The 22522-nt window shown below is 73.3% G+C and carries 18 protein-coding genes; 16 read left to right on the forward strand and 2 right to left on the reverse strand.

Annotation, left to right across the window (positions count from 1 at the left end; all coding sequences use genetic code 11):
- From carB to ggt, 10 genes are all read left to right on the forward strand, one after another.
- Positions 1–3300 (forward strand): carbamoyl-phosphate synthase large subunit, encoded by a 3300-nt coding sequence (gene carB / locus AB0H12_RS28295; RefSeq protein ID WP_499626825.1) that lies wholly within the window; start codon positions 1–3, stop codon positions 3298–3300.
- Positions 3300–4130, forward strand: coding sequence for an orotidine-5'-phosphate decarboxylase (gene pyrF / locus AB0H12_RS28300; protein WP_499626827.1), 831 nt, complete (start codon positions 3300–3302; stop codon positions 4128–4130). Before carB ends, pyrF begins: the two co-directional genes overlap by 1 nt.
- Positions 4131–4431: 301 nt before the next feature.
- The gene (mihF, locus tag AB0H12_RS28305) at positions 4432–4749 is read left to right on the forward strand and encodes an integration host factor, actinobacterial type (protein WP_077005726.1); all 318 of its coding nucleotides are present in this window, start codon (positions 4432–4434) and stop codon (positions 4747–4749) included.
- Positions 4746–5345: a guanylate kinase gene (gene gmk / locus AB0H12_RS28310; protein ID WP_499626829.1), complete on the forward strand. Its 600-nt coding sequence runs from the start codon at positions 4746–4748 to the stop codon at positions 5343–5345. Before mihF ends, gmk begins: the two co-directional genes overlap by 4 nt.
- An 83-nt stretch (positions 5346–5428) precedes the next feature.
- Positions 5429–5707, forward strand: coding sequence for a DNA-directed RNA polymerase subunit omega (rpoZ, locus tag AB0H12_RS28315; RefSeq protein WP_053721631.1), 279 nt, complete (start codon positions 5429–5431; stop codon positions 5705–5707).
- The gene (gene coaBC, locus AB0H12_RS28320) at positions 5704–6963 is read left to right on the forward strand and encodes a bifunctional phosphopantothenoylcysteine decarboxylase/phosphopantothenate--cysteine ligase CoaBC (protein WP_499626830.1); all 1260 of its coding nucleotides are present in this window, start codon (positions 5704–5706) and stop codon (positions 6961–6963) included. The genes rpoZ and coaBC overlap by 4 nt, the downstream gene beginning before the upstream one ends.
- 39 nt (positions 6964–7002) lie before the next feature.
- Positions 7003–8205: a methionine adenosyltransferase gene (gene metK / locus AB0H12_RS28325; RefSeq protein ID WP_230569190.1), complete on the forward strand. Its 1203-nt coding sequence runs from the start codon at positions 7003–7005 to the stop codon at positions 8203–8205.
- Between the two features lie 198 nt (positions 8206–8403).
- Positions 8404–9873 carry an alkaline phosphatase family protein gene (locus AB0H12_RS28330; RefSeq protein WP_499626832.1) on the forward strand — a complete coding sequence of 490 codons (1470 nt, stop codon included), beginning with the start codon at positions 8404–8406 and terminating at the stop codon, positions 9871–9873.
- A 107-nt stretch (positions 9874–9980) separates the two neighbouring features.
- On the forward strand, positions 9981–11966 hold the full coding sequence (locus AB0H12_RS28335) for a primosomal protein N' (RefSeq protein ID WP_499626834.1): 1986 nt from the start codon (positions 9981–9983) through the stop codon (positions 11964–11966).
- 97 nt (positions 11967–12063) lie between these two features.
- Positions 12064–13845 (forward strand): gamma-glutamyltransferase, encoded by a 1782-nt coding sequence (ggt, locus tag AB0H12_RS28340; protein WP_499626836.1) that lies wholly within the window; start codon positions 12064–12066, stop codon positions 13843–13845.
- Positions 13846–13896: 51 nt separating this feature from the next.
- On the opposite strand, the gene AB0H12_RS28345 is transcribed toward ggt, so the two are convergent.
- Positions 13897–15096: a hypothetical protein gene (locus tag AB0H12_RS28345; protein ID WP_499626838.1), complete on the reverse strand. Its 1200-nt coding sequence runs from the start codon at positions 15094–15096 to the stop codon at positions 13897–13899.
- A complete protein-coding gene (locus tag AB0H12_RS28350; protein WP_499626840.1) occupies positions 15093–15668 on the reverse strand; it encodes an RNA polymerase sigma factor in 576 nt (191 codons plus the stop codon). Before AB0H12_RS28350 ends, AB0H12_RS28345 begins: the two co-directional genes overlap by 4 nt.
- 147 nt (positions 15669–15815) lie before the next feature.
- On the opposite strand from AB0H12_RS28350, the gene AB0H12_RS28355 reads away from it, so the two are divergent.
- From AB0H12_RS28355 to AB0H12_RS28380, 6 genes are all read left to right on the forward strand, one after another.
- Complete coding sequence (locus tag AB0H12_RS28355) at positions 15816–15971, forward strand: hypothetical protein (protein ID WP_499626842.1); 156 nt, start codon at positions 15816–15818, stop codon at positions 15969–15971.
- Between the two features lie 46 nt (positions 15972–16017).
- On the forward strand, positions 16018–16560 hold the full coding sequence (gene def, locus AB0H12_RS28360; RefSeq protein ID WP_499626844.1) for a peptide deformylase: 543 nt from the start codon (positions 16018–16020) through the stop codon (positions 16558–16560).
- A gap of 167 nt (positions 16561–16727) precedes the next feature.
- A complete protein-coding gene (gene fmt, locus AB0H12_RS28365) occupies positions 16728–17657 on the forward strand; it encodes a methionyl-tRNA formyltransferase (RefSeq protein WP_499626846.1) in 930 nt (309 codons plus the stop codon).
- A complete protein-coding gene (locus AB0H12_RS28370; protein WP_499626848.1) occupies positions 17654–19081 on the forward strand; it encodes an RsmB/NOP family class I SAM-dependent RNA methyltransferase in 1428 nt (475 codons plus the stop codon). Before fmt ends, AB0H12_RS28370 begins: the two co-directional genes overlap by 4 nt.
- Positions 19082–19212: 131 nt before the next feature.
- Positions 19213–19749, forward strand: a complete 537-nt coding sequence (locus tag AB0H12_RS28375) for a flavoprotein (RefSeq protein WP_499626850.1) — start codon at positions 19213–19215, stop codon at positions 19747–19749.
- A gap of 150 nt (positions 19750–19899) precedes the next feature.
- Entirely contained in the window at positions 19900–22371 is a 2472-nt protein-coding gene (locus AB0H12_RS28380) for a helix-turn-helix transcriptional regulator (RefSeq protein ID WP_499626852.1), read from the forward strand.
- The last annotated feature ends 151 nt before the right edge of the window (positions 22372–22522 follow it).

Below are 22522 nucleotides of genomic sequence, written 5' to 3' on the forward strand. Positions count from 1 at the left end.
ATGCCGAAGAGGACTGATCTCAAGCACGTGCTGGTCATCGGCTCCGGCCCGATCGTCATCGGCCAGGCCTGCGAGTTCGACTACTCGGGCACCCAGGCGTGCCGGGTGCTGCGCGAGGAGGGCCTGCGGGTCTCCCTCGTCAACTCGAACCCGGCGACGATCATGACGGACCCCGAGTTCGCCGACGCCACCTACGTCGAGCCGATCACCCCGGAGTTCGTCGAGAAGGTCATCGCGGCCGAGCGGCCGGACGCCATCCTGGCCACGCTGGGCGGCCAGACCGCGCTGAACACCGCCATCGCGCTGCACGAGCGCGGTGTGCTGGAGAAGTACAACGTCGAGCTGATCGGCGCGGACATCGACGCCATCGAGCGCGGCGAGGACCGGCAGATCTTCAAGGACCTGGTCCGCAAGATCGGCGCGGACGTGCCGCGCAGCGCGGTCTGCAAGACCATGGAGGACGTCCGCGCGACCGTGGCCGACCTGGGCCTGCCGGTCGTCATCCGGCCGTCGTTCACCATGGGCGGCCTCGGCTCGGGCATGGCGCACACCCCCGAGGAGCTGGAGCGGCTGGCCGCGAGCGGCCTGGCCGAGTCCCCGGTCACCGAGGTGCTGATCGAGGAGAGCGTGCTCGGCTGGAAGGAGTACGAGCTCGAGCTGATGCGCGACCGCAACGACAACGTGGTCGTCGTCTGCTCCATCGAGAACATCGACCCGATGGGCGTGCACACCGGTGACTCGGTGACCGTGGCGCCGGCGATGACGCTCACCGACCGCGAGTACCAGCACATGCGCGACGTCGGCATCGCGGTCATCCGCGAGGTCGGGGTGGACACCGGCGGCTGCAACATCCAGTTCGCCATCCACCCCGGCAACGGCCGCATGGTCGTCATCGAAATGAACCCGCGCGTGTCCCGTTCGTCGGCTCTGGCGTCGAAAGCGACCGGTTTCCCGATCGCCAAGATCGCCGCGAAACTCGCCATCGGCTACACGCTGGACGAGATCCAGAACGACATCACCGGGGAAACGCCGGCCAGTTTCGAACCGACGCTGGACTACGTCGTGGTGAAGGTGCCGAGGTTCGCGTTCGAGAAGTTCCCGGGCGCGGACAGCACGCTCACCACGACCATGAAGTCGGTGGGCGAGGCGATGTCCATCGGCCGCAGCTTCATCGAGGCGCTCGGCAAGGCGTTGCGCTCCATGGAGACCAAGGCCGGCGGCTTCTGGACGGTGCCGGACCCCGCCGACTCGCTGGAGTCCACTCTGGACGCCCTGCGCAAGGGCCACGACGGCCGCCTGTACACGGTGGATCGCGCGCTGCGCCTCGGCGCGACGATCGAGCAGGTCCACGAGGCGTCGCGGATCGACCCGTGGTTCATCGAGCAGCTGGCCTGGCTGGTCGACCTGCGTGCCGAGATCGAGGACGCGCCGGTGCTGGACGAGCGCCTGCTGCGCAAGGCCAAGCGGGCGGGCCTGTCGGACCGGCAGGTCGCCGCGCTGCGCCCGGAGCTGGCCGGCGAGGACGGCGTCCGCTCGCTGCGCCACCGGCTGGCGGTGCGGCCGGTGTTCAAGACGGTCGACACGTGCGCCGCCGAGTTCGCCGCCAGGACGCCGTACCACTACTCGGCCTACGAGCTGGACCCCGACGCCGAGACCGAGGTGACCGGGCAGCCGGACAAGCCGAAGGTGCTGATCCTCGGCTCGGGCCCGAACCGGATCGGGCAGGGCATCGAGTTCGACTACTCGTGCGTGCACGCGGCCATGGCGCTGCGCGAGGCCGGGTACGAGACGGTGATGGTCAACTGCAACCCGGAGACGGTCTCCACCGACTACGACACCTCGGACCGGCTGTACTTCGAGCCGCTGACGTTCGAGGACGTGCTGGAGGTGTTCCACTCCGAGCAGCGCTCCGGCACGGTCGTGGGCGTCATCGTGCAGCTCGGCGGCCAGACCCCGCTCGGCCTCGCGCAGCGGCTCGCGGACGCGGGCGTGCCGGTCGTGGGCACCCCGCCGCACGCCATCCACCTCGCCGAGGAGCGCGGCGCGTTCGGCCAGGTCCTCGCCGACGCCGGCCTGCCCGCGCCGAAGTACGGCATGGCCACCTCGTTCGCGCAGGCCAAGGCCATCGCCGACGAGATCGGCTACCCGGTGCTGGTGCGGCCCTCGTACGTGCTCGGCGGTCGTGGCATGGAGATCGTCTACGACGAGGAGACCCTCCAGGGCTACATCCAGCGCGCCACCGAGGTCAGCCCGGAGCACCCGGTGCTGGTCGACCGGTTCCTCGACGACGCCATCGAGATCGACGTGGACGCCCTCTACGACGGCAACGAGGTGTTCATCGGGGGTGTGATGGAACACATCGAGGAGGCCGGCGTGCACTCCGGCGACTCGGCGTGCGCCCTGCCCCCGATCACGCTCGGCGAGTCCGACGTCGAGGCGGTCCGGCGGTCCACGCTGGCCATCGCCGAGGGCATCGGCGTGCGCGGCCTGCTCAACGTGCAGTACGCGCTGAAGGACGACGTGCTGTACGTCCTGGAGGCCAACCCGCGCGCCTCGCGCACCGTGCCGTTCGTCTCCAAGGCCACGGCCGTGCCGCTGGCCAAGGCCGCGGCCCGGATCATGCTCGGCGCCACCGTGGCCCAGCTGCGGGCCGAGGGGATGCTGCCCAAGACGGGCGACGGCGCGAAGCTGCCGCCGCACGCCCCGGTCGCGGTCAAGGAAGCCGTGCTCCCGTTCCACCGGTTCCGCACGCCGGAGGGCAAGGGCGTCGACTCGCTGCTCGGCCCGGAGATGAAGTCGACCGGCGAGGTCATGGGCATCGACGTGTCGTTCGGCATGGCCTACGCCAAGTCCCAGACCGCCTCCTACGGCTCCCTGCCCACGTCGGGCCGGGTGTTCGTGTCGGTGGCCAACCGGGACAAGCGGGCCATGATCTTCCCGGTCAAGAGGCTCGCCGACCTGGGCTTCGAGGTGCTGGCCACCGCCGGGACGGCCGAGGTGCTGCGCCGCAACGGCATTCCCTGCACGATCGTGCGCAAGCACTTCGAGGGCGCCGACAACATCGTGGACGCCATCCTCGCGGGCACCGTCGACATGATCATCAACACCCCGTACGGCAACAACGGGCCGCGCGTCGACGGCTACGAGATCCGCACCGCCGCCGTGGCCAAGGACATCCCGTGCGTGACCACGATCCAGGGCGCGGCGGCGGCCGTGCACGGCATCGAGGCCGCCATCCGCGGCGACATCGGCGTGCGGCCCCTCCAGGCCCTCCAAGCGGCCCTGAGGGGGGACGCGTGATGGGGGAGACCCAGCGGTTCGGGGCACGGATGGCGAAGGCCGTCGCCGAGCACGGCCCCCTGTGCGTGGGCATCGACCCGCACCCCGGCCTGCTGGCGTCCTGGGGCCTCTCCCAGGACGCCGCGGGGCTGGAGCGGTTCGCGCTGACGTGCGTGGAGGCGTTCGGCGGCCACGTGGCGCTGGTGAAGCCGCAGGCGGCCTTCTTCGAGGCGCACGGGTCACGGGGCGTGGCGGTGCTGGAACGCGTCGTGGCGGACCTCAGGGACAGCGGCACGCTGGTGCTGGTGGACGCGAAGCGCGGCGACATCGGCTCCACCATGGCCGCGTACGCCGCGGCCTACCTCACCGAGGGCTCCCCGTTGGCCGGCGACGCGGTCACCGCGTCGCCGTACCTCGGCTTCGGATCGCTCGGCCCGGCGCTGGAAGCCGCCGCCGCGAGCGGTCGCGGAATATTCGTGCTCGCGTTGACTTCGAATCCGGAGGGGGCCTCCGTGCAGCGCGCGGTGGGGCCCGACGGGCGTTCCGTGGCGCAGTCGATCGTGGACGCCGCGGCCCGCGCGAACGCCGGTGTCGAGCCGCTCGGCGACGTCGGCCTGGTGGTCGGCGCGACCGTCGGCGATCACCGGTTGGACCTCTCTGACCTGCACGGATACGTCCTCGCGCCGGGTTTCGGGGCTCAGGGCGCAACGGTCGCCGACCTGCGCGCGCTCTTCGGCGCGGAGCTGCGCGGAGTGCTCCCGACGTCCTCCCGGGACGTGCTCAGGCACGGCCCCGAAGCCGCAAAGTTGCGGTCGGCGGCGGACGCCGTGCGGCGCTCCCTGGAGATGTGATCACGATCAAATCGCGACACGCTTCACGTGGTCCGCTCACCTGCGCAAACGTTCCCTGGTACGGTCCTGGCCACCGACGGGTCCATCACCCATCGAGCGCATACCACACACGGCGTGCGCAAGGCGTTACCGGTGGCGGTGATGGGCTTGTTGGTGGGTGTTGGTACTACTACCACCCGCCGCAACCACTCCAGCGCTGAAAGATTCACCTGACTGGGACCCACGTTGTACCCAGGCAATTGCGCTCGGTACGGTCGCGGCACCGATCCAGAATTGAAATTCCCACACCACGGAGGAAATCGTGGCCCTTCCCCAGCTTACCGAGGAGCAGCGGGCCGCAGCGCTGGAGAAGGCTGCTGCCGCTCGTCGCACTCGGGCTGAGCTCAAGGAGCGCCTCAAGCGTGGCGGCACGAACCTGACCGACGTGCTGAAGGCCGCCGAGAGCGACGAGGTCCTTGGCAAGATGAAGGTGTCCGCGCTGCTCGAGGCGCTTCCGGGCGTCGGCAAGGTGCGTGCGCAGCAGATCATGGAGCGCCTTGAGATCGCTCCGTCCCGTCGGCTGCGCGGCCTGGGTGAGCGGCAGCGCAAGGCGCTGCTCACCGAGTTCAGCGGCGAGTGAGTGATGGCACCGGGGTGGGGTCGGGCGCACGCGCCCGGCCCCGCCTCACCGTTCTGTCCGGCCCGTCCGGCGTGGGCAAGTCCAGCGTGCTGGCCGAGCTCCGCCGGATGGGACCGGAGATCCACTTCAGCGTCTCGGTGACCACGCGGAAGCCGAGGCCGGGCGAGGTCGACGGGGTGCACTACCACTTCGTCGACGGCGCCGAGTTCCGCGACATGGTCGCCAGGGGCGAGCTCCTGGAGCACGCCGAGTTCGCGGGCAACTGCTACGGCACGCCCAAGGAGCCGGTCGAGCGGGCCCTGGCGGCCGGCACGCCGTCCCTGCTGGAGATCGAGTTGCAGGGCGCCCGGCAGGTCCGGGTCGCGATGCCGGAGGCCCAGCTGGTCATGCTGGCCCCGCCGTCGTGGGAGGACCTGGTCGGCCGGCTCACCGGCCGCGGCACCGAGGACCCCGCCGTGGTCGCCCGCCGGCTGGAGATCGCCAGGGAGGAACTGGCGGCCGAGCCGGAGTTCGACGAGGTCGTGGTGAACGACGACGTGAAGTCGGCCGCCGCGAGCTTGCTAAACTTGGTGGTCGGCCCGGTGCCCGACGCGTGAGCACGCGCGTCGCGAGGCACGGGACGGTTGTCTCGACACGATGACGACACAGACCCACCCCTGAACCGCAGGAGCGTTGACGAGTGACCACGCACACCGAGCTGGGCCCGCTCTCGGGTACTCCGGAGGGCATCACCAACCCCCCGATCGACGACCTCCTGGAGCAGGTCAGCTCGAAGTACGCGCTGGTGATCTACGCCGCCAAGCGCGCGCGCCAGATCAACGACTACTACGCGCAGCTCGGCGAGGGCCTGCTCGAGTACGTCGGCCCGCTGGTCGAGCCGGGCCCGCGCGAGAAGCCGCTGTCGATCGCGCTCCGGGAGATCCACGCGGGTCTCCTCGAGCACACCGAGGGCGAGTGACCGAGGCCGTCGCCCCCGACCGCCCCAGCGTCATCCTGGGGGTGGGCGGGGGCATCGCCGCGTACAAGGCGTGCGAGGTGCTGCGCCGGCTCACCGAGTCCGGCCACGCCGTGCGCGTCGTGCCGACGGACGGCGCGCTGAAGTTCGTCGGCGCGGCCACGTTCGAGGCGCTGTCCGGTCAACCCGTGCAGACCGGGGTGTTCGAGGACGTGCCGTCGGTGCCGCACGTGAAGCTGGGGCAGAACGCCGACCTGGTCGTCGTCGCGCCCGCCACGGCGAACCTGATCGCGAAGGCCGCCCACGGCCTGGCCGACGACCTGCTCACCAACACGCTGCTGACCGCCCGCTGCCCCGTCCTGCTCGTGCCGGCGATGCACACCGAGATGTGGGAGCACCCCGCGACCCGGGCGAACGTCGCGCTGCTGCGCTCGCGCGGCGTGATCGTCGCCGAACCGGCCAGCGGCAGGCTGACCGGCAAGGACACCGGCAAGGGCAGGCTGCCCGAGCCCGCCGAGATCGTCGACCTGGCCCGGTTGCTGCTGGCGCGCCCCGACGCGCTGCCGCGCGACCTGGAGGGCGTGCACGTCGCCGTGTCGGCGGGCGGCACGCGCGAGCCGCTCGACCCGGTGCGCTTCCTGGGCAACCGCTCGTCCGGCCGGCAGGGCTTCGCGCTGGCCAGGGTCGCCGCCCAGCGCGGCGCGCGGGTGACGCTGGTCGCCGCGCACACCGCGGACCTGGCCGCGCCCGCCGGGGTGGACGTCGTGCGCGTCGGCTCGGCGTTGGAGCTGCGTGACGCGATGCACACCGTCGCCGCCACCGCCGACGTCGTGGTGATGGCCGCGGCCGTCGCCGACTTCCGGCCGGTCGACCTGGTCCAGCACAAGATCAAGAAGACCGGGCGCGACCCCGACCCGGTCGCGCTCACCCGCAACCCGGACATCCTGGCCGAACTGGTCGCCGCGCGGCGGCCGGGCCAGGTCGTCGTGGGGTTCGCGGCCGAGACGGGGGACGCCGGGACGGGCGTGCTCGAGTACGGTCGCGCGAAGCTCAAGCGCAAGGGCTGCGACTGGCTCGTCGTCAACGCCGTCGGCGACGGGCGCGCGTTCGAGGTCGAGGACAACGCCGGCTGGCTGCTGTCCGCCGACGGCGCGGAGACCCCGATCCCGCACGGCTCGAAGGCGCGGCTGGCGTCCGCATTGTGGGACGCCGTGGCCCCGGCCGTCGAACGGGACCCTTCGCGCGCGAGCGCTCAGTAAGCTTGAGACCATTCGCAGATCGGACAGTTAGGGAGTGTCGTGAGCCAGCACAGCAGCAGGCTGTTCACCAGTGAGTCGGTGACCGAAGGGCACCCGGACAAGATCTGCGACGCCATCAGCGACTCGATCCTCGACGCGCTGCTGGCGAAGGACCCGCGCTCGCGCGTCGCGGTGGAGACGATGGTCACCACCGGCCAGGTGCACGTGGCGGGCGAGGTCACCACCGAGGCCTACGCCGACATCCCGTCGATCGTGCGGGACAAGATCGTCGAGATCGGCTACGACTCGTCGGCCAAGGGCTTCGACGGCTACTCGTGCGGCGTGAACGTGGCCATCGGCTCGCAGTCGCCCGACATCGCGCAGGGCGTGGACACCGCGTTCGAGAAGCGGGTCGAGGGCACCGAGGACGAGATCGCCAAGCAGGGCGCGGGCGACCAGGGCCTCATGTTCGGCTACGCCTGCACCGACACGCCCGAGCTGATGCCGCTGCCGATCGCGCTGGCGCACCGGCTGTCGCGGCGGCTGACCGCGGTCCGCAAGGACGGCACGGTGCCGTACCTGCGTCCCGACGGCAAGACCCAGGTCACCATCGAGTACGCGGGCGACCAGCCGGTGCGGCTGGACACCGTCGTGGTGTCCACGCAGCACGCGGACGGCATCGACCTGGAGAAGCTGCTCGGCGTCGACATCCGCCGGCACGTCGTGGCCCCCGAGGTCGACGCGCTCGGCCTGGACACCTCCGACGTGCGGCTGCTGGTCAACCCGACCGGCCGGTTCGTCATCGGCGGCCCGATGGGTGACGCCGGCCTGACCGGTCGCAAGATCATCGTCGACACCTACGGCGGCATGGCCCGCCACGGCGGCGGCGCGTTCTCCGGCAAGGACCCGTCGAAGGTGGACCGGTCCGCGGCGTACGCGATGCGCTGGGTGGCGAAGAACGCGGTGGCCGCCGGTCTGGCCACGCGCATCGAGGTGCAGGTGGCGTACGCCATCGGCAAGGCCGCGCCGGTCGGTCTGTTCGTGGAGACCTTCGGCACCGAGACGGTCGACCCGACCAAGATCCAGCAGGCGATCGGCGAGGTCTTCGACCTCCGCCCGGCCGCGATCATCCGCGACCTGGACCTGCTGCGCCCGATCTACGCCCCGACCGCCGCGTACGGCCACTTCGGCCGCACCGACGTCGAGCTGCCGTGGGAGAGCACGGACCGCGCCGACGCCCTCCGCGCCGCCGCGGGCGCCTGACGGCCCGAGACGTCACCGGCCGCCTGACGGCTGCCTGACGCATGGTCGCCTGATGCTCCGCAGGGGTCCCCGCCCAGGGGACCCCTGCTTTTTATTTTGCCGGCGGGGTCTGACGGTTCCGCGTCGATGTCCGCCGCGGGTCGCACGGGTGTGGTCCGCAGGACCTCCTGAGTTCACCGGCGCGCGTTAGACACGGTCATGCCCGCCACGCGTCGCACGCCGCCCACCGCCGCGGCAGGCTCCTCGCTGCCGCCGTCGGTGCACGAGGTGTTGGCCCGGGAGCCCCGGCCGGGCGGGTTGTCCGCCATCGAGCACGTCGTGCTGCTCGTCCGGGAGAGCCGGTCGTTCGACCACTGCTACGGCACGCTGCGCGGGGTGCGCGGCCTCGCCGACCGCAACGCGATCGACGACGCGCGCACCGCCACCGCCCACGACCGGCGGGACCTGCCGTTCGACTACGAACTGGCGGACACGTTCACGGTCTGCGACGCCTACCACGGCACGCCCCACGCCGAGGCGCAGTGGGCGGACTACGCCGAACGCCTGCAAGCCGCCAACACGTCATGGCGCGTCTACCGGGGGTGGGGCGACCGCCCGGACCCGTTCTCCGCCCGGTTCGCGCGCAAAGCCCTGCCGGGGGTGTTCCCCGACCTCGACGCGCTCGACGCGTTCCGGGCCGACGTGGTGGCGGGCCGGCTGCCCCGGGTGTCGTTCCTCATGGCCTGCGAGCACCCCGACCCCACGCTGACCTACCAGGTGCTGGACGCGGTGGCGTCCACGCCGGAGGTGTGGGACTCGACCGCGTTGTTCGTCACCCACGACGAGGCCGACGGGCACTTCGACCACGTGCCGCCGCCGTGCCCACCGCGCGACGGGCCCCCGCTGGGTCCACGCGTGCCGATGGTCGTCGTGTCGCCGTGGACGGTCGGCGGGTACGTGGACTCGCAGGTGTTCGACCACTCGTCCACGATCCGGTTCCTGGAACGGTGGCTCGGCGTGTCGGCGCCGGGGATCGACCCGTGGCGGCGGACCGCGTGCGGCGACCTGACCTCGGCGTTCGACTTCAGCCGGCGGGCGCGGCGGCCGGTGGTGGTGGAGCAGGGGCCGCCCGTCGACCGGCAGGAACCGGGGGCGCGGCCCGCCCGCCCGCTGCCCTACCAGCCGGACGCGTCCGGCGCGGCGGTCGGCGGCGAGGTGCGGCTGGAGCTGCGGAACTCGGGTCACGAGAGCGTGCACCTGGCGCTGTACCCGCACGCGGGCGAGTTCGAGGGCCCGGCGCACTTCGACGTGCGGTCCTCGGTGGACGTCGTGGTGCCGTTCGAGGACCGGTACCGGTTCACCGTGGTCGGGCCGAACGGGTTCCGGCGCGAGTTCGCGGGCGTTCGGGGCGAGTCGGCGGCGGTGGAGTCGTCGGCGCACAGCCGCATGGTGTCGATCACGTTGGCGAACTCCGGCACGTCGGACGTGACGTTCGCCGTGGTGGGGGACGGGCGGGACTTCACGGTGCCGGTGCGGCCGGGCAGGCGGCGGCTGGTGCCGTGGCTGACCGCGTTCCGGCACGGCTGGTACGACGTGACGATCACGTCGGACGGCGGGTTCCACCGCAGGCTGGCGGGGCACCTGGAGAACGGGCGGGAGAGCGTGTCGCCGACGATCACCCGGTCGTGATCTTGCTTGGCTCGAACGTTTGTTCGATACTGGGGTCATGACTGCACGGTTCGCGGTTCGGCCCCGGGTTGCGGGCGTCCACCCCGGTCTCTGGTAGACCTCCACCCGTGGCGGGCAAGGCGACGACCAGGCGCGGCGAGCGGGTTCCCGCCGCCTCGCTGCCGGTCGCCCGCGTGTGCGTGGACGTGCCGCTGGCGCACCTCGACCGGCCGTTCGACTACCAGGTGTCGACCGAGCAGGACGCGGACGCCGTGCCCGGCTGCCGGGTGCGGGTGCGGTTCGCCGGCCAGTTGGTGGACGGCTACCTGCTGGAGCGGGCGGAGTCGTCGGAGTACGGGCGGAAGCTGACGTTCCTGGACCGGGTGATCTCGCCGGAGCCGGTGCTGTCGCCGGAGGTGGCGGAGCTGGCGCGCGCGATCGCGGACCGGTACGCGGGGTCGTTGATCGACGTGCTGCGGATGGCGATCCCGCCCCGGCACGCGCGGGCCGAGGCCAAGCCCTCCGGCGAGCCCGCGCCGGTGCCCGAGGCGCCGTCGGACGAGGGGTGGGCGCGCTACCCGTTCGGGCCGAACCTGCTGGACGCGCTGCGGTCCGGCCGCGCCGCGCGGGCGGTGTGGCAGGCGCTGCCCGCCGAGGACTGGCCCGCCCGGCTGGCCGAGGCGGCGGCGTCGGTGGCGAGCACGGGCAAGGGCGCGCTGGTGGTCGTGCCTGACCACCGCGACCTGGCCCGGCTCCAGCGGGCGTGCGCGGCGCTGGTGGGCGAGGCGGGCGTGGTGACGCTGTCGGCCGACCTCGGGCCGTCCGAGCGGTACAAGCGGTGGCTGGCCGTGCGGCGGGGTGCGGTGCGGGTGGTGCTGGGCACGCGTGGCGCGGCCTTCGCGCCGGTGCGGGACCTCGGGCTGGTCGCGGTCTGGGACGACGGCGACGACCTGCACGCCGAGCCGAGGATGCCCTACCCGAACGTGCGCGACGTGCTGGTCCAGCGCTCGCACCTGACCGGCGCGTCGCTGCTGGTCGGGGGCTTCGCCCGGACCGCGGAGGCGCAGCTGCTGGTGGACAGCGGCTGGGCGCACGAGGTGGTCGCGGCCCGCGACACGCTGCGGGCCGTGGCGCCGAGGGTCGCGGCGGTGGGCGAGAGCGAGTGGCAGGAGGTGAAGGACGCGGCGGCGAGGTCGGCCAGGCTGCCGTCGATCGCCTTCGACGCGGCGCGGGCCGCGCTGGCGGCGGACACGCCGGTGCTCATCCAGGTGCCCCGGCGCGGGTACGTGCCCGCGTTGGCCTGCGGTCAGTGCCGGTCGCCTGCCCGGTGCCGCCGGTGCGCGGGCCCGTTGGCGCTGCCGGGCGGCACCCAGGACGGCGTGCCGAGGCCCGCGTACTGCCGGTGGTGCGGCGCGACGGAGGCGGCCTACCGCTGCCCGACCTGCGGTTCGCGCAGGCTGCGCGGCCAGGTCATCGGCGCCCGCCGCACGGCCGAGGAGCTGGGGCGCGCGTTCAGCGGTGTGCCGGTCCGCACGTCGGGCGGCGACGAGGTGCTGGCCGAGGTGCCGGGCGGCCGGTCCCTGGTGGTGGCCACGCCGGGCGCGGAGCCGTTCACCGAGGGCGGTTACGGCGCGGCCCTGCTGCTGGACGGCTGGGCGCTGCTCGGCCGGGCCGACCTGCGCGCCGCGGAGGAGGCGCTGCGGCGGTGGATGACGGCCGCGGCGCTGGTCCACGCGGCCGGGCGGGTGGTCGTGGTCGCGGACTCGTCGTTGGCGCCGGTCCAGGCCCTGGTCCGGTGGGATCCGGTGTGGCACGCGCGGCAGGAGCTGGCGGCGCGGGCCGAGCTGGGCTTCCCGCCCGCCGTGCGGATGGCCACCGTGGACGGCGCGCCGGACGCGCTGGCCGGCGTCCTGGAGGAGCTCGACCTGCCGCCGACGGGCGAGATCCTCGGCCCGGTGCCGCTGTCGGAGGACAAGGAACGCGCCCTGGTCCGGGTGTCCAGGACGGAGGGCCGCGCGCTGGCCACGCTGCTGGCCGACGTGCTGGCCGTGCGCAGCGCCCGGAAGGAACCGGACGTGGTGCGGGTCAAGCTCGACCCGCTCGAAGTCCTCTGACGAAGCCCCCTGGTGGCACGAAGTCCTCTGGCGCGGTACCCGACACGGCGACGTCCGGGTGGTTCTGCTTTCGGCCGGGGTGGAGTAGAAGGGAACGATGCTCCGGTCGACTGTCGCCAGCGTCCTCGCATCACTCCTCGTCGTACCCCTCCTGCCCGCCACCGCCACCGCGGTCGCCGATCCACCACGCGTGCCCGAAGCGGTCGGCTTCGGCGGCGTGGTCTCGAGCGTCGACCCCGACGCCTCGCAGATCGGCGTCGACGTCCTGCGCCGCGGCGGCAACGCGGTGGACGCCGCCGTCGCCGTCGCCGCCGCGCTGGGCGTCACCGACCCGTTCTCGGCCGGCATCGGCGGCGGCGGGTTCTTCGTGCACTACGACGCCCGCACGCACCGCGTGTCCACAGTGGACGGGCGGGAGACCGCGCCCGCCTCCGCCGACGCGGACCTGTTCGTGGAGAACGGCGTCGCGCTCCCGTTCGCCGAGGCCACGACCAGCGGGTTGTCGGTGGGCGTGCCCGGCACGCCGCGCACCTGGCAGCAGGCGCTGCGGCACTGGGGCACGTGGTCGCTCGACCAGGCCGTGCGGCCGGCGGAGGAGCTGGCCCGGCGCGGCTTCACCGTCGACGCCACGTTCCACCGGCAGGTCACCGACAACGCCGCCCGCTTCGCGGACTTCAGTTCGACCAGCGCCCTGTACCTGCCGGGCGGCGCACCGCCGGCGATCGGCAGCACGTTCCGCAACCCCGACCTGGCCGACACCTACCGCGCGCTGCGCAAGGACGGCATGTCGGCGTTCTACCGCGGCGAGGTGGGGCGCGACCTGGTGGCGGCGGTCCGGCAGCCGCCGGTGGTGGCGGGCTCCACCCGCAAGGTCCGGGCCGGTGACATGACGGCGGTGGACCTCGCCGGGTACGAGGCGCCGCTGCGCGAGCCGACCCGCGTCCGCTACCGCGACTACGACGTGTTCGGCATGGCCCCGCCGTCGTCCGGCGGCACGACCGCCGGTGAGGCGTTGAACATCCTGGAGACCACGGACCTGGCCGCGGAGGACCCGCTCCAGTACCTGCACCGGTTCCTGGAGGCCAGCCGGCTGTCGTTCGCCGACCGCAACCGCTGGGTCGGCGACCCGGCGTTCAGCGACGTGCCGACGAGGGAGCTGCTGTCGCAGCGCTTCGCCGACAGCCGGGCGTGCCTGATCTCGCCGACGGCGGCCATGTCCGGCGCGGTCGCACCCGGTGATCCGCGCAACCCGACGCCGTGCGGTACCAGCGGCGAGCCGGCCGCCACGCCGTACGAGGGCACGGACACCACGCACCTGACGGTCGCCGACCGCTGGGGCAACGTGGTCGCCTACACGCTGACCATCGAGCAGGAGGGCGGCAGCGGCATCGTGGTGCCCGGTCGCGGGTTCCTGCTCAACAACGAGCTGACCGACTTCTCGTTCACGCCGGTGACGCCGGGCGTGCCGGACCCGAACCTCCCCGGGCCCGGCAAGCGCCCGCGCTCGTCCATGACGCCGACGATCGTGCTGGAGCACGGCAAGCCGGTGCTGGCGCTCGGCTCGCCCGGCGGCGCGACCATCATCACCACCGTCCTGCAGGTGCTGACCCGGCGGCTGGACCGCGGCACGCCGCTGGTCGAGGCCATCGCCGCGCCGCGCGCGTCCCAGCGCAACGCCGCCAACACCCAGGCCGAGCCCGCGTTCCTGGCGGGCGCGGAAGCCGCGGCGCTGCGCGCGTTGGGCCACCGGTTCACGTCGACCGCCGAGATCGGCGCGGTCACGGCGGTCGAACGCCTGCCCGACGGCCGGTGGCGCGCGGCGGCGGAGACGTCCCGGCGCGGCGGCGGCGCGGCCCGGGCGGTGTGGCCGACGCGATGACGTGGTGGTGTGGTCCCACCCACCCCTCGACCAGGTGGGACCACACCGGTCTCAGCCCAGCGTCACGGTCTCGACCGGCTGGTCGCCGTGGTCGAGCACGCGCACCTGGAAGCCTTCGAGCACGGCGTCGGTCGCGGACAGGTGCCGCTGGTCGAACCGGGCGATGAACGTGCCGTCCCCGAGGGTGGCCGGCACCGTTCGACCTTGGGGGTCGGTGATCTCCAGGCCGCCCACGCGCGTCGCGTCGACCGTGCCGGCCAGCAGGACGTGCCCGTCGCCGGGTCCGGGGCCGGTCTGCTGACTGGTCACGTAGCGGACCTCGAACCACTCGCCACCCTGCCGTGACGCGTTCTCCTCGTGCACGAGGAACGGCCGCCCCAGCCTGAACTCGCAGTAGGCGGTCTTCCCGGCCTGGTCGTGGAGCACCAGTCGGGCATCGGGCAGGTGGCCCGAGATCGCTCCGGGTCGCCACCGCAGCGGGTCGCCCACCCACCGTGCCGCGTCCCGCAGGGCCCGGTCCAGGCACCGGGCCACGTCCGGGTCGCCCGGTGGCAGTTCCTCCCGCGGCGCCGCCCACACCTCCGCGGTGGGCAGCGCCACGACGTCGATCCCCGCGAAGACCGCGCTCGACGGCGTGGTGAAGCGCGCCGACAAGCCCACCATGGTGTACGGGGTCACGAACAGGTCCTCCACCAGCGAGACCGGGACGGGTCCGGTGCCGGTCGGGTCCCCGGAGTCCAGCTCGACGTGCCTGGTCCCGGCCGGCACGCGCCCGATCAGCACGCCGCTGCCACTGCGCCACAACACCGCCGCCGCGCCGTCCGCGAGCGGGACCGGGCCGACCGCGGGGCTGTTGGTCGAGATCGTCGTGTGCGTGAGCTCGCAGAACCGGTCGTCCCGCGTCACGAGGATCCGGCGGCCCGCGAGGAGGAGGGTGAACCGCACGTCGGCGTCGCCGAGCCCGCACCGCGCCGCGTCGGTCGTGGTCGCCCCGGGCGAGACGCCGGTGACCGGAGGGGGCTGCGACCCGGCCGCCGAGGAGGTGGTGGACGGCGGCGTGACGGCGGTGCGATCGTCACCCCCGGTGGACCGGGCGATGACCGCACCGCCCGCGGCGAGCACCACGACGGCCGCCGCGGCGGCGAGCGGCGCGCGCACGGCCCCACCGCCCACGACCCGGCGGCGCAGCCGTTTGCGCACGTCAGGTGGCAGGGGGCGGCGCGGCGGCAGGTTGATCCCCGGCTGGCTCATCGCTCCTCCACAGCACGCAGTCGGGCACGGGCCCGCGAGATCCGCGAGCGCACGCTCACCTCGGCGACGCCGAGCACCTCGGCGGCCTCGGCCGTGGACAGCTCGCCCAGCAGGACCAGCTCCACGGCCTCCCGTTCGGCTTTGGGCATGGTCGCCACCACGGCCAGGACCCGGCGCAACGCGCGGTCGTCGTCCACCGAGGCGATGACGCGCTCGGCGTGGTCGGGCACCACGTCGTCGTCGGGAACCCGGCGTAACGCCCGCCGGAACCGGCCGAGGCGGCGGAACTCGGTGCGCGCCAGGTTGCCCGCCACGGTGTAGAGCCACGGCAGGGCGCTGTCCCGGACCAGGGTGATCTCGGACCGGCGCCGCCACGCGGCCAGGAACGTGGCGGAGGTCAGGTCCTCGGCGAGCGACCACGACGCCGTCAGCCGGTAGGCGTGGTTCCACACCGCCTCGGCGTGCCGGTCGAACAGCGCGCCGAACGCCTCCTGGTCGCCGCGCGCCCACAGCTCCGCGTCGGTGTCGGTCACCCGTGCTGCCCCCTGCCGGCCCGATGTCGCAGCAGTCATGCCGGTAGGTAGCCGCAACCGCCCCCGGCGTTGCAGCCGATCTCATCCCCGGGGATGACGGCGTCCCGCTACTCCGAGCGGACGCCCGCCGACGGCGCCGGGGCGCACGCTGGGAGCCCGCGAGGAGCCGGGAACAGAGGAGCCGACATGACCACGATGACCATGACACCCACGCCGAGCGCTGTCAGCCGCCCGGCCGCCGACGCGGTGAAGCCGGTGGTCACGACGGCGGCCCGGTTCGTCGGGCACTTCCTCGCCGCGCTGGTCGGCGTCGCCTTCCTCGGCCGTGACCTGGAGCACTGAGCGTGCTTTCGTAGACTGGAACCTCCCCAGGCTTCGAGGAGTGCGCGTGACCGTTCAACCGATCCGGCTGTTCGGCGACCCGGTGCTGCGGACGCCCGCCGTCGAGGTCACCGACTTCGACGCGGAGCTGCGCAAGCTGGTCAAGGACCTGTGGGACACCATGAGCGAGGCGGGCGGCGCCGGGTTGGCCGCGCCGCAGCTCGGCGTCGGCCTGCGGGTGTTCACCTACCACTGCGACGGCTTCGCCGGTCACCTGGTCAACCCGGCGTTCGAGGTGGTCGGCGAGGAGGAGCAGGACGGCCCGGAGGGCTGCCTGTCGATCCCCGGCCTGTCGTGGGACTGCCGCCGGCACCGGCACGTGGTGGCCAGGGGCTGGAACATGCACGGCGAGCCGATCGAGGTCGAGGGCACGGACCTGCTGGCCCGCTGCATCCAGCACGAGACCGACCACCTGGACGGCGTGCTGTTCCTCGACCGGCTGGACGAGGGCACCCGCAAGGAGGCCATGCGGGCGATCCGGCAGCAGTCGTGGTTCGACGGCGGGGTGCCGACGATCAAGCAGTCGCCCCACCCGCTGTTCGGTGTTTGACGGCCGCTGCTCGCAGACGGCGGCGACGTCGCGTCGAGCTGGGTGGAAGGCGCTCTTCTAGACTTGCGGTCTGCGGTGTCGCAGGAAGATGCGAGGAGAGTGCGTGTTCGTCCACCACACCAGGCCGTCCCGTCCCAGTCCCGACGTGCGTTGCGGAGGGGTCTGACATGCGGCTGGTCTTCGCGGGCACGCCCGAGGTCGCGCTGCCGTCGCTGCGGGCGCTGCTGGAGTCCGGCCGGCACGAGGTCGTGGCCGTGGTGACGCGCCCGGACGCGCCCGCCGGTCGTGGCCGCCGGGTGGAGCGCTCCCCGGTCGCGGCGCTGGCCGACGAACGCGGCATCGAGGTGCTGGCGCCGGCCAAGGCGGGCGACCCGGTGTTCCAGGCGCAGTTGAAGGAGCTGGAGCCGGACCTGTGCCCGGTGGTGGCCTACGGCGCGCTGCTGCCCGAGTCCGCCCTGGTGATCCCTCGCCACGGTTGGGTGAACCTGCACTTCTCCGTGCTGCCGTCCTGGCGCGGCGCGGCGCCCGTGCAGGCGTCCGTGCGGCACGGCGACGACATCACCGGCGCGACCACGTTCCGCATCGTCAAGGAGTTGGACGCGGGCCCGGTGTACGGCGTGGTGACCGAGCGGGTGCGCGACCGGGACACGGCCGGTGACCTGCTCGGCAGGCTCGCCGAGTCCGGCGCGCGACTGCTGCTGTCCACTGTGGACGGTATCGCGGACGGCACGCTGCGACCGGTGGACCAGCCCGAGGAGGGCGTGAGCTACGCGCCGAAGGTGACCGTCGACGACGCGCGGCTCGACTTCGGCACGCCCGCGGTCGCGATCGACCGGGTGGCTCGCGCGGTGACGCCCGACCCCGGCGCGTGGGCGGAGTTCCGCGGCGAGCGGCTCAAGCTCGGCCCGGTGCTCCCGGTCGAGGCGGACGAGCCGCTCGCGCCCGGCGAGATCCGGGTGGAGCGCAAGCGCGTGCTCGTCGGCACGGCCACCGACCCGGTGGCGTTGGGCGAGGTGCAGGCGCAGGGCAAGAAGCGGATGTCGGCGACCGACTGGGCGCGCGGCGCCCGGATCGAAGCGGGGGAACGGATTTCATGACCCAGAGGTCTTCGCGTCCATCCCGCCCCCGGCGGGCGCACCCGCCGCGCGGTCGCACCGGTCCGGAGCGGCCACCCGTGGAGGACCCGGCGCGGCAGGCCGCGCTGGACACGTTGCGCGCCGTTCGGCAGCGCGACGCCTACGCGAACCTGGTGCTGCCGGGCATCCTGCGGGAACGTCGGATCACCGGGCGTGACGCGGCCCTGGCGACCGAGTTGACGTACGGGTCGCTGCGCGCGCAGGGGCTGCTGGACGCGGTGCTGGCGGCCTGCACCGACCGGCCGTTGTCCGAAGTGGACGGTGCGGTGCTCGACGCGTTGCGGCTGGGCGCCTACCAGTTGCTGCGCACGCGCATCCCGGCGCACGCGGCGGTGGCCTCGACGGTGGACCTGGTGCGCGCCGACCGGGGTTCGGGCGCGGCCGGGTTCGCGAACGCCGTGCTGCGGCGGGTGACCGGGCAGGACGAGGCGGCCTGGGTCGAGGAGGTCGCGCCGGACGAGGACACCGACCCGGTCGGGTACGTGGCCATGGCCAACGCGCACCCCCGGTGGATCGCGCAAGCGTTCGCGGAGGCGCTCGGCAGTCGCGGCGAGCCGTTGCGGGAGGCGTTGGTCGCCGACGACATGCGGCCTGCGGTGCACCTGGCGGCCAGGCCCGGTGAGTGCAGCGCGGAGGAGTTGGCCGCGATGACCGGCGGCGAGGTGGCGCCGTACTCGCCGTACGGGGTGCATCTCGACGCGGGTGCGGGCGACCCGGGCGACCTCGACGCGGTGCGTGAGCGGCTGGCGGCCGTGCAGGACGAGGGCAGCCAGCTGTGCGCCGTGGCGTTGACGCGGGTGCCGGTCGAGGGCCGTGACGAGCGGTGGCTGGACCTGTGCGCGGGGCCCGGCGGGAAGGCCGTGCTGCTGGGTTCGCTGGCCCGGTTGTCGGGCGCGTCGATGGACGCCGTCGAGAAGGCGCCGCACCGGGCCGAGCTGATCCGCAAGGCCATGGGTGACCTGCCGATCACGGTGCACGTGGCCGACGGCCGGGAGTCCGGGCTCGAGGAAGGCGGGTTCGACCGGGTGCTGGTGGACGCGCCGTGCACGGGGTTGGGCGCGTTGCGGCGGCGGCCGGAGGCGCGGTGGCGGCGGCAGCCGTCGGACGTCGCGCCGTTGGCGAGGTTGCAGCGCGAGCTGCTGACGGCGGCGTTGTCACTGGTCAGGCCGGGCGGTGTGGTGGCGTACGTGGTGTGCTCGCCACACCTGTCGGAGACGGTGGGCGTGGTGGGCGACGTGGCGCGCCGGACCGGGGCGGAGTGGTTGGACGCGCGGGAGTTCTTCCCGGACGTGCCGGACCTGGGCGACGGGCCGCAGGTGCAGTTGTGGCCGCACAAGCACGGGACGGACGCGATGTTCTGCGCGATTCTGCGGCGACCGGTGTGAGTGGTGGGTTGATCCGGTGACTCGACGACCGGTGAATAGGTGAATCGGTGATGTGATGACCGGTGGTCGGTGAGCGGGTCCGGTGAGCCGCGTCCGGTGAATGGTGGTCTGCTCTGGTGAGTGGTGCTCTGGTGAGCGGTGCGGCGGTGCTCGGCGTCGTGGCGTCGGCGGGCGGCGGGGTCGAGCAGTGGTTCGTGGACGGGCTCGCTCGGCCCCTGGCCGCCAAGGGGTGGCGGTTGGCCATCACGTTCACGCCTACCGCGGCCCGGTGGCTGGAGCCCCGGTCCGATTCGCTCCGGGCGTTGACCGGGTTGCCGGTGCGGTGGACGTCCCGCCTGCCGTGGGAGCCCAAGCCCCACCCGGCGCCGGACGCGTTCGTGTTCGCGCCGGCGACGGCGAACTCGCTGGTCAAGCTCGCGGTGGGGATCGCGGACAACCAGGCGCTCACGGTGTTGTGCGAGGCGTTGGGCAGCCGCAAGCCGATGGTCGTGCTGCCGCAGGTGTCCGACGATCAAGCGGCCCACCCCGCGTTCGAGGGCCACATGGCCGTGTTGCGTTCCGCCGGAGTGGTGCTCGCGACCGATCCCGAGTCGGTGATGCGTGAACTGGATCGGGTGGCGCCGCTCGTCGCATTAGGTGAAAACGCCGGTAACGCCGCCACCGGCTGAATTGACAGCCAGTCGAGATGCGTAGCAGTCTTGATTGTGTCGAAATTGTACGGCCGGGATCGTGAATGGGCTTCGGTTCTCCGCTTCCTGTCCACGTCCGGTGGCCTGCTGGTCATCGACGGCCCGCCGTGCTCCGGAAAGACGTCCCTGTTGCGTGAGGCGGTCGCCGCCGCCCGCGACCGGGGTTACGCCGTGGTGCCCGTTTCGGGTGGCCGGTTGGCGGCGTCGGCCGACGTGACGGCGGCACTCGATCGGGTGGAACGCGATCGGGTGCCGGTGCTGATCGCGGTGGACGAGGCGCACGAAGACCCGGCGGCGTTGCTGGAGGTGGCGCAGGCGGCGGGCGGGGACGGATCCGTGTCGGTGTTGGCGGCGTTGTGCGGCGACGCCGCGGAGATCCGGGACGCGCTGAGCCGGCACGGGGAGGTGCTCCCGCTCGCGCCGCTCGACGACGACGCGGTCGAGCGGATGGTCACCGACCTGGTGGACGCGGCGCCGCACCCCGACCTGGCCTCGTTCACCGCGGGCGCGGGCGGCAACCCGCGCCTGGTCGCCGAACTCGTGGAGGGCTTGAGGGAGGAGGGCAGGCTCGACGTGCGCGACGGCGTGGCCCGGCCGCGTGGCGGGTGGCTGCCGCGCCGGGTCGGGGCCGTGGTGCGCGGTCAGGTCGACGTGATGTCGGCCAAGGCCGGCCAGGTGATGCGGGTCGCGGCCGTGATCGGCAAGTCGTTCCTGCTCCAGGACGTGGCCGCGATGATGGACGAGACCACCGGCGCGTTGCTCCTCGCGGTGGACGAGGTGCTGGCCTCGGGGCTGGTGGCGTGCGTCGACGAGCGGCTGGAGTTCGCGTCCGACCTCGTGTGGCGGGCGGTGGTCGACTCGATGCCCGGGTCGGTGCGGCACGCCCTGCGGCACGACGCGGAGGCGCTGCGCACGCGGTCGGCCGAGGTGGGTGGGGCTCCCGGGAAGTGGAGCGAGGAGGACGAGGCGCAGGGCGCGGTCGTGGTGAGCGGCGTGCGGTCGTTGGCCGCCAACGGCAAGCTCGCCTCCGCCATCGCGTTGGCGAGGCAGAGCCTGACCGGTGGGGTGCCCGCCGGCGCCGCGGCGGAGCTGCACCTGGTGCTGGCGGGGATCCTGCTGGCGGACGGCCGGCCCGCCGACGCGGTGTCCGAGATGGAGCACGTGCTGACCACGCCGGGTGTGCGCGCGCCGTTGCGGCGGCTGGCGGAGGCCGGGCGGTTGCTGTCGCTGTACTTCGCCACGGGGAGCAGGGCGGGCGCGCACGCGTTGTCGGTGTTGACGACGCGGGACCGGGAGCCGGCGGACGCGGACGTGGTGATGGCGGCGACGGTCCACTCGTGCCTGGAGTGGAACGCCGGGAAGCTCGCCGAGGCCATGTACTGGGGGCGTGAGTCGACCCGCTGGGAGCTCGACCGGCCCACGGCGTGGTGGCAGTCGCAGTCGGCGGTGTCGTTCGCGTTGAAGCTCTCGGCCTTGGGCGAGTTCGAGCAGGCGGAGAAGTGGGTGCGCGACGGGGTGGACTGCGACGTGGCTTGTGGCGGGGCGGGGTGTGGCGGGGTGGCTTGTGACGGGGCGGCTTGCGTCGACGAGGCGGTGAACGCGGGTGCGCCGACCGCCCGGACGATCGCGCGGGCCAGGGTGCTGGTCCAGGCGGGGGAGTTGGAGCGGGCGCTGGCGGCGGCGCGGCGTGGGCTGTCGAGCGCGCGGGACCGCGGGCTGCGGATCCTGGTGCCGCTCGCGTCGACCGTGTTGGCGACGGTGGCGTTGTACCGGGGGGACGTCGTGGCGGCGACCGAGCACGTGCGCCGGTACCGGGCGGAGCTGGCGGCGGGTGAGGCGGTGTTGCACTCGGGGCAGTACGACTGGGTGGAGTTGTTGTTGGCGCACGCCCGGGGTGGGGCGGAGCGGGCTGCGGAGTTGGCGCGTGAGCGGATGGACGATCCCGCGGGGGCGCGGCGGATGCTGGTCGAGGAGCCGGGGGCCGCGCCGTGGTTGGTGCGGCAGGCTTCGGCGGTGGGGGACAGCGGGCTGGCGGGGGAGGTGGTCGGCGCGGCCGAGCGGTTGGCGGCCGAGAACCCCGGGTTCGCGACGGTGTCGGTCGCGGCAGGGCACGCGCGGGCGTTGGTGGAGCGGGACGTGGAGCGGTTGCGGGAGGCGGCGGAGCGGCATCGGCACCCGTGGGCGCGGGCGAACGCGAACGCGGATCTCGCGGAGGTGCTGGTCGAGGCCGGCGAGGTGGTTCGGGCTTCGGCGCACACGACGGTGGCGTCGCGGATCTTCGAGCGGATGGGGGCGGATGGTGAGTTGGCCCGGTTACGCGGGGGTGGGCGTGCGGGTGGTGGAGGTGTGGGTGGTTCCGGTGGGGGTGTTGGGGGTGGGGTGGAGGAGTGGAGGTTGTTGTCCGGGGCGGAGAGGGACATAGCGCGGTTGGTGGGGGCGGGGTTGACGAACCGGCAGGTGGCGAAGCAGTTGTTCGTGTCGCCTCACACGGTGAACTACCACCTGCGGGGGATCTTCAGGAAGCTCGGGATCAGTTCGCGGGTGGAGTTGGCTCGGTTGGCGCACGAGCAGGCGAGTGCGGAGACGTCGACGGTGGTGTGAGGTTCCGGGTCGGTGGGGAGGCGCTCGGTGGGTGGGGAGGCTCGGTCAAGCCCGGCTCGATGTGACACGGGGCCCGGGCCGGCCTTCAAGCACCCGGACCCATGTCGAATCGGGCCCCGGTGGTCGGTTCCGGGTCCGTTGGGGGTGGTGG

The organism is Actinosynnema sp. NPDC023794 (assembly GCF_040639675.1).
Classification (GTDB): domain Bacteria; phylum Actinomycetota; class Actinomycetes; order Mycobacteriales; family Pseudonocardiaceae; genus Actinosynnema; species Actinosynnema luteola.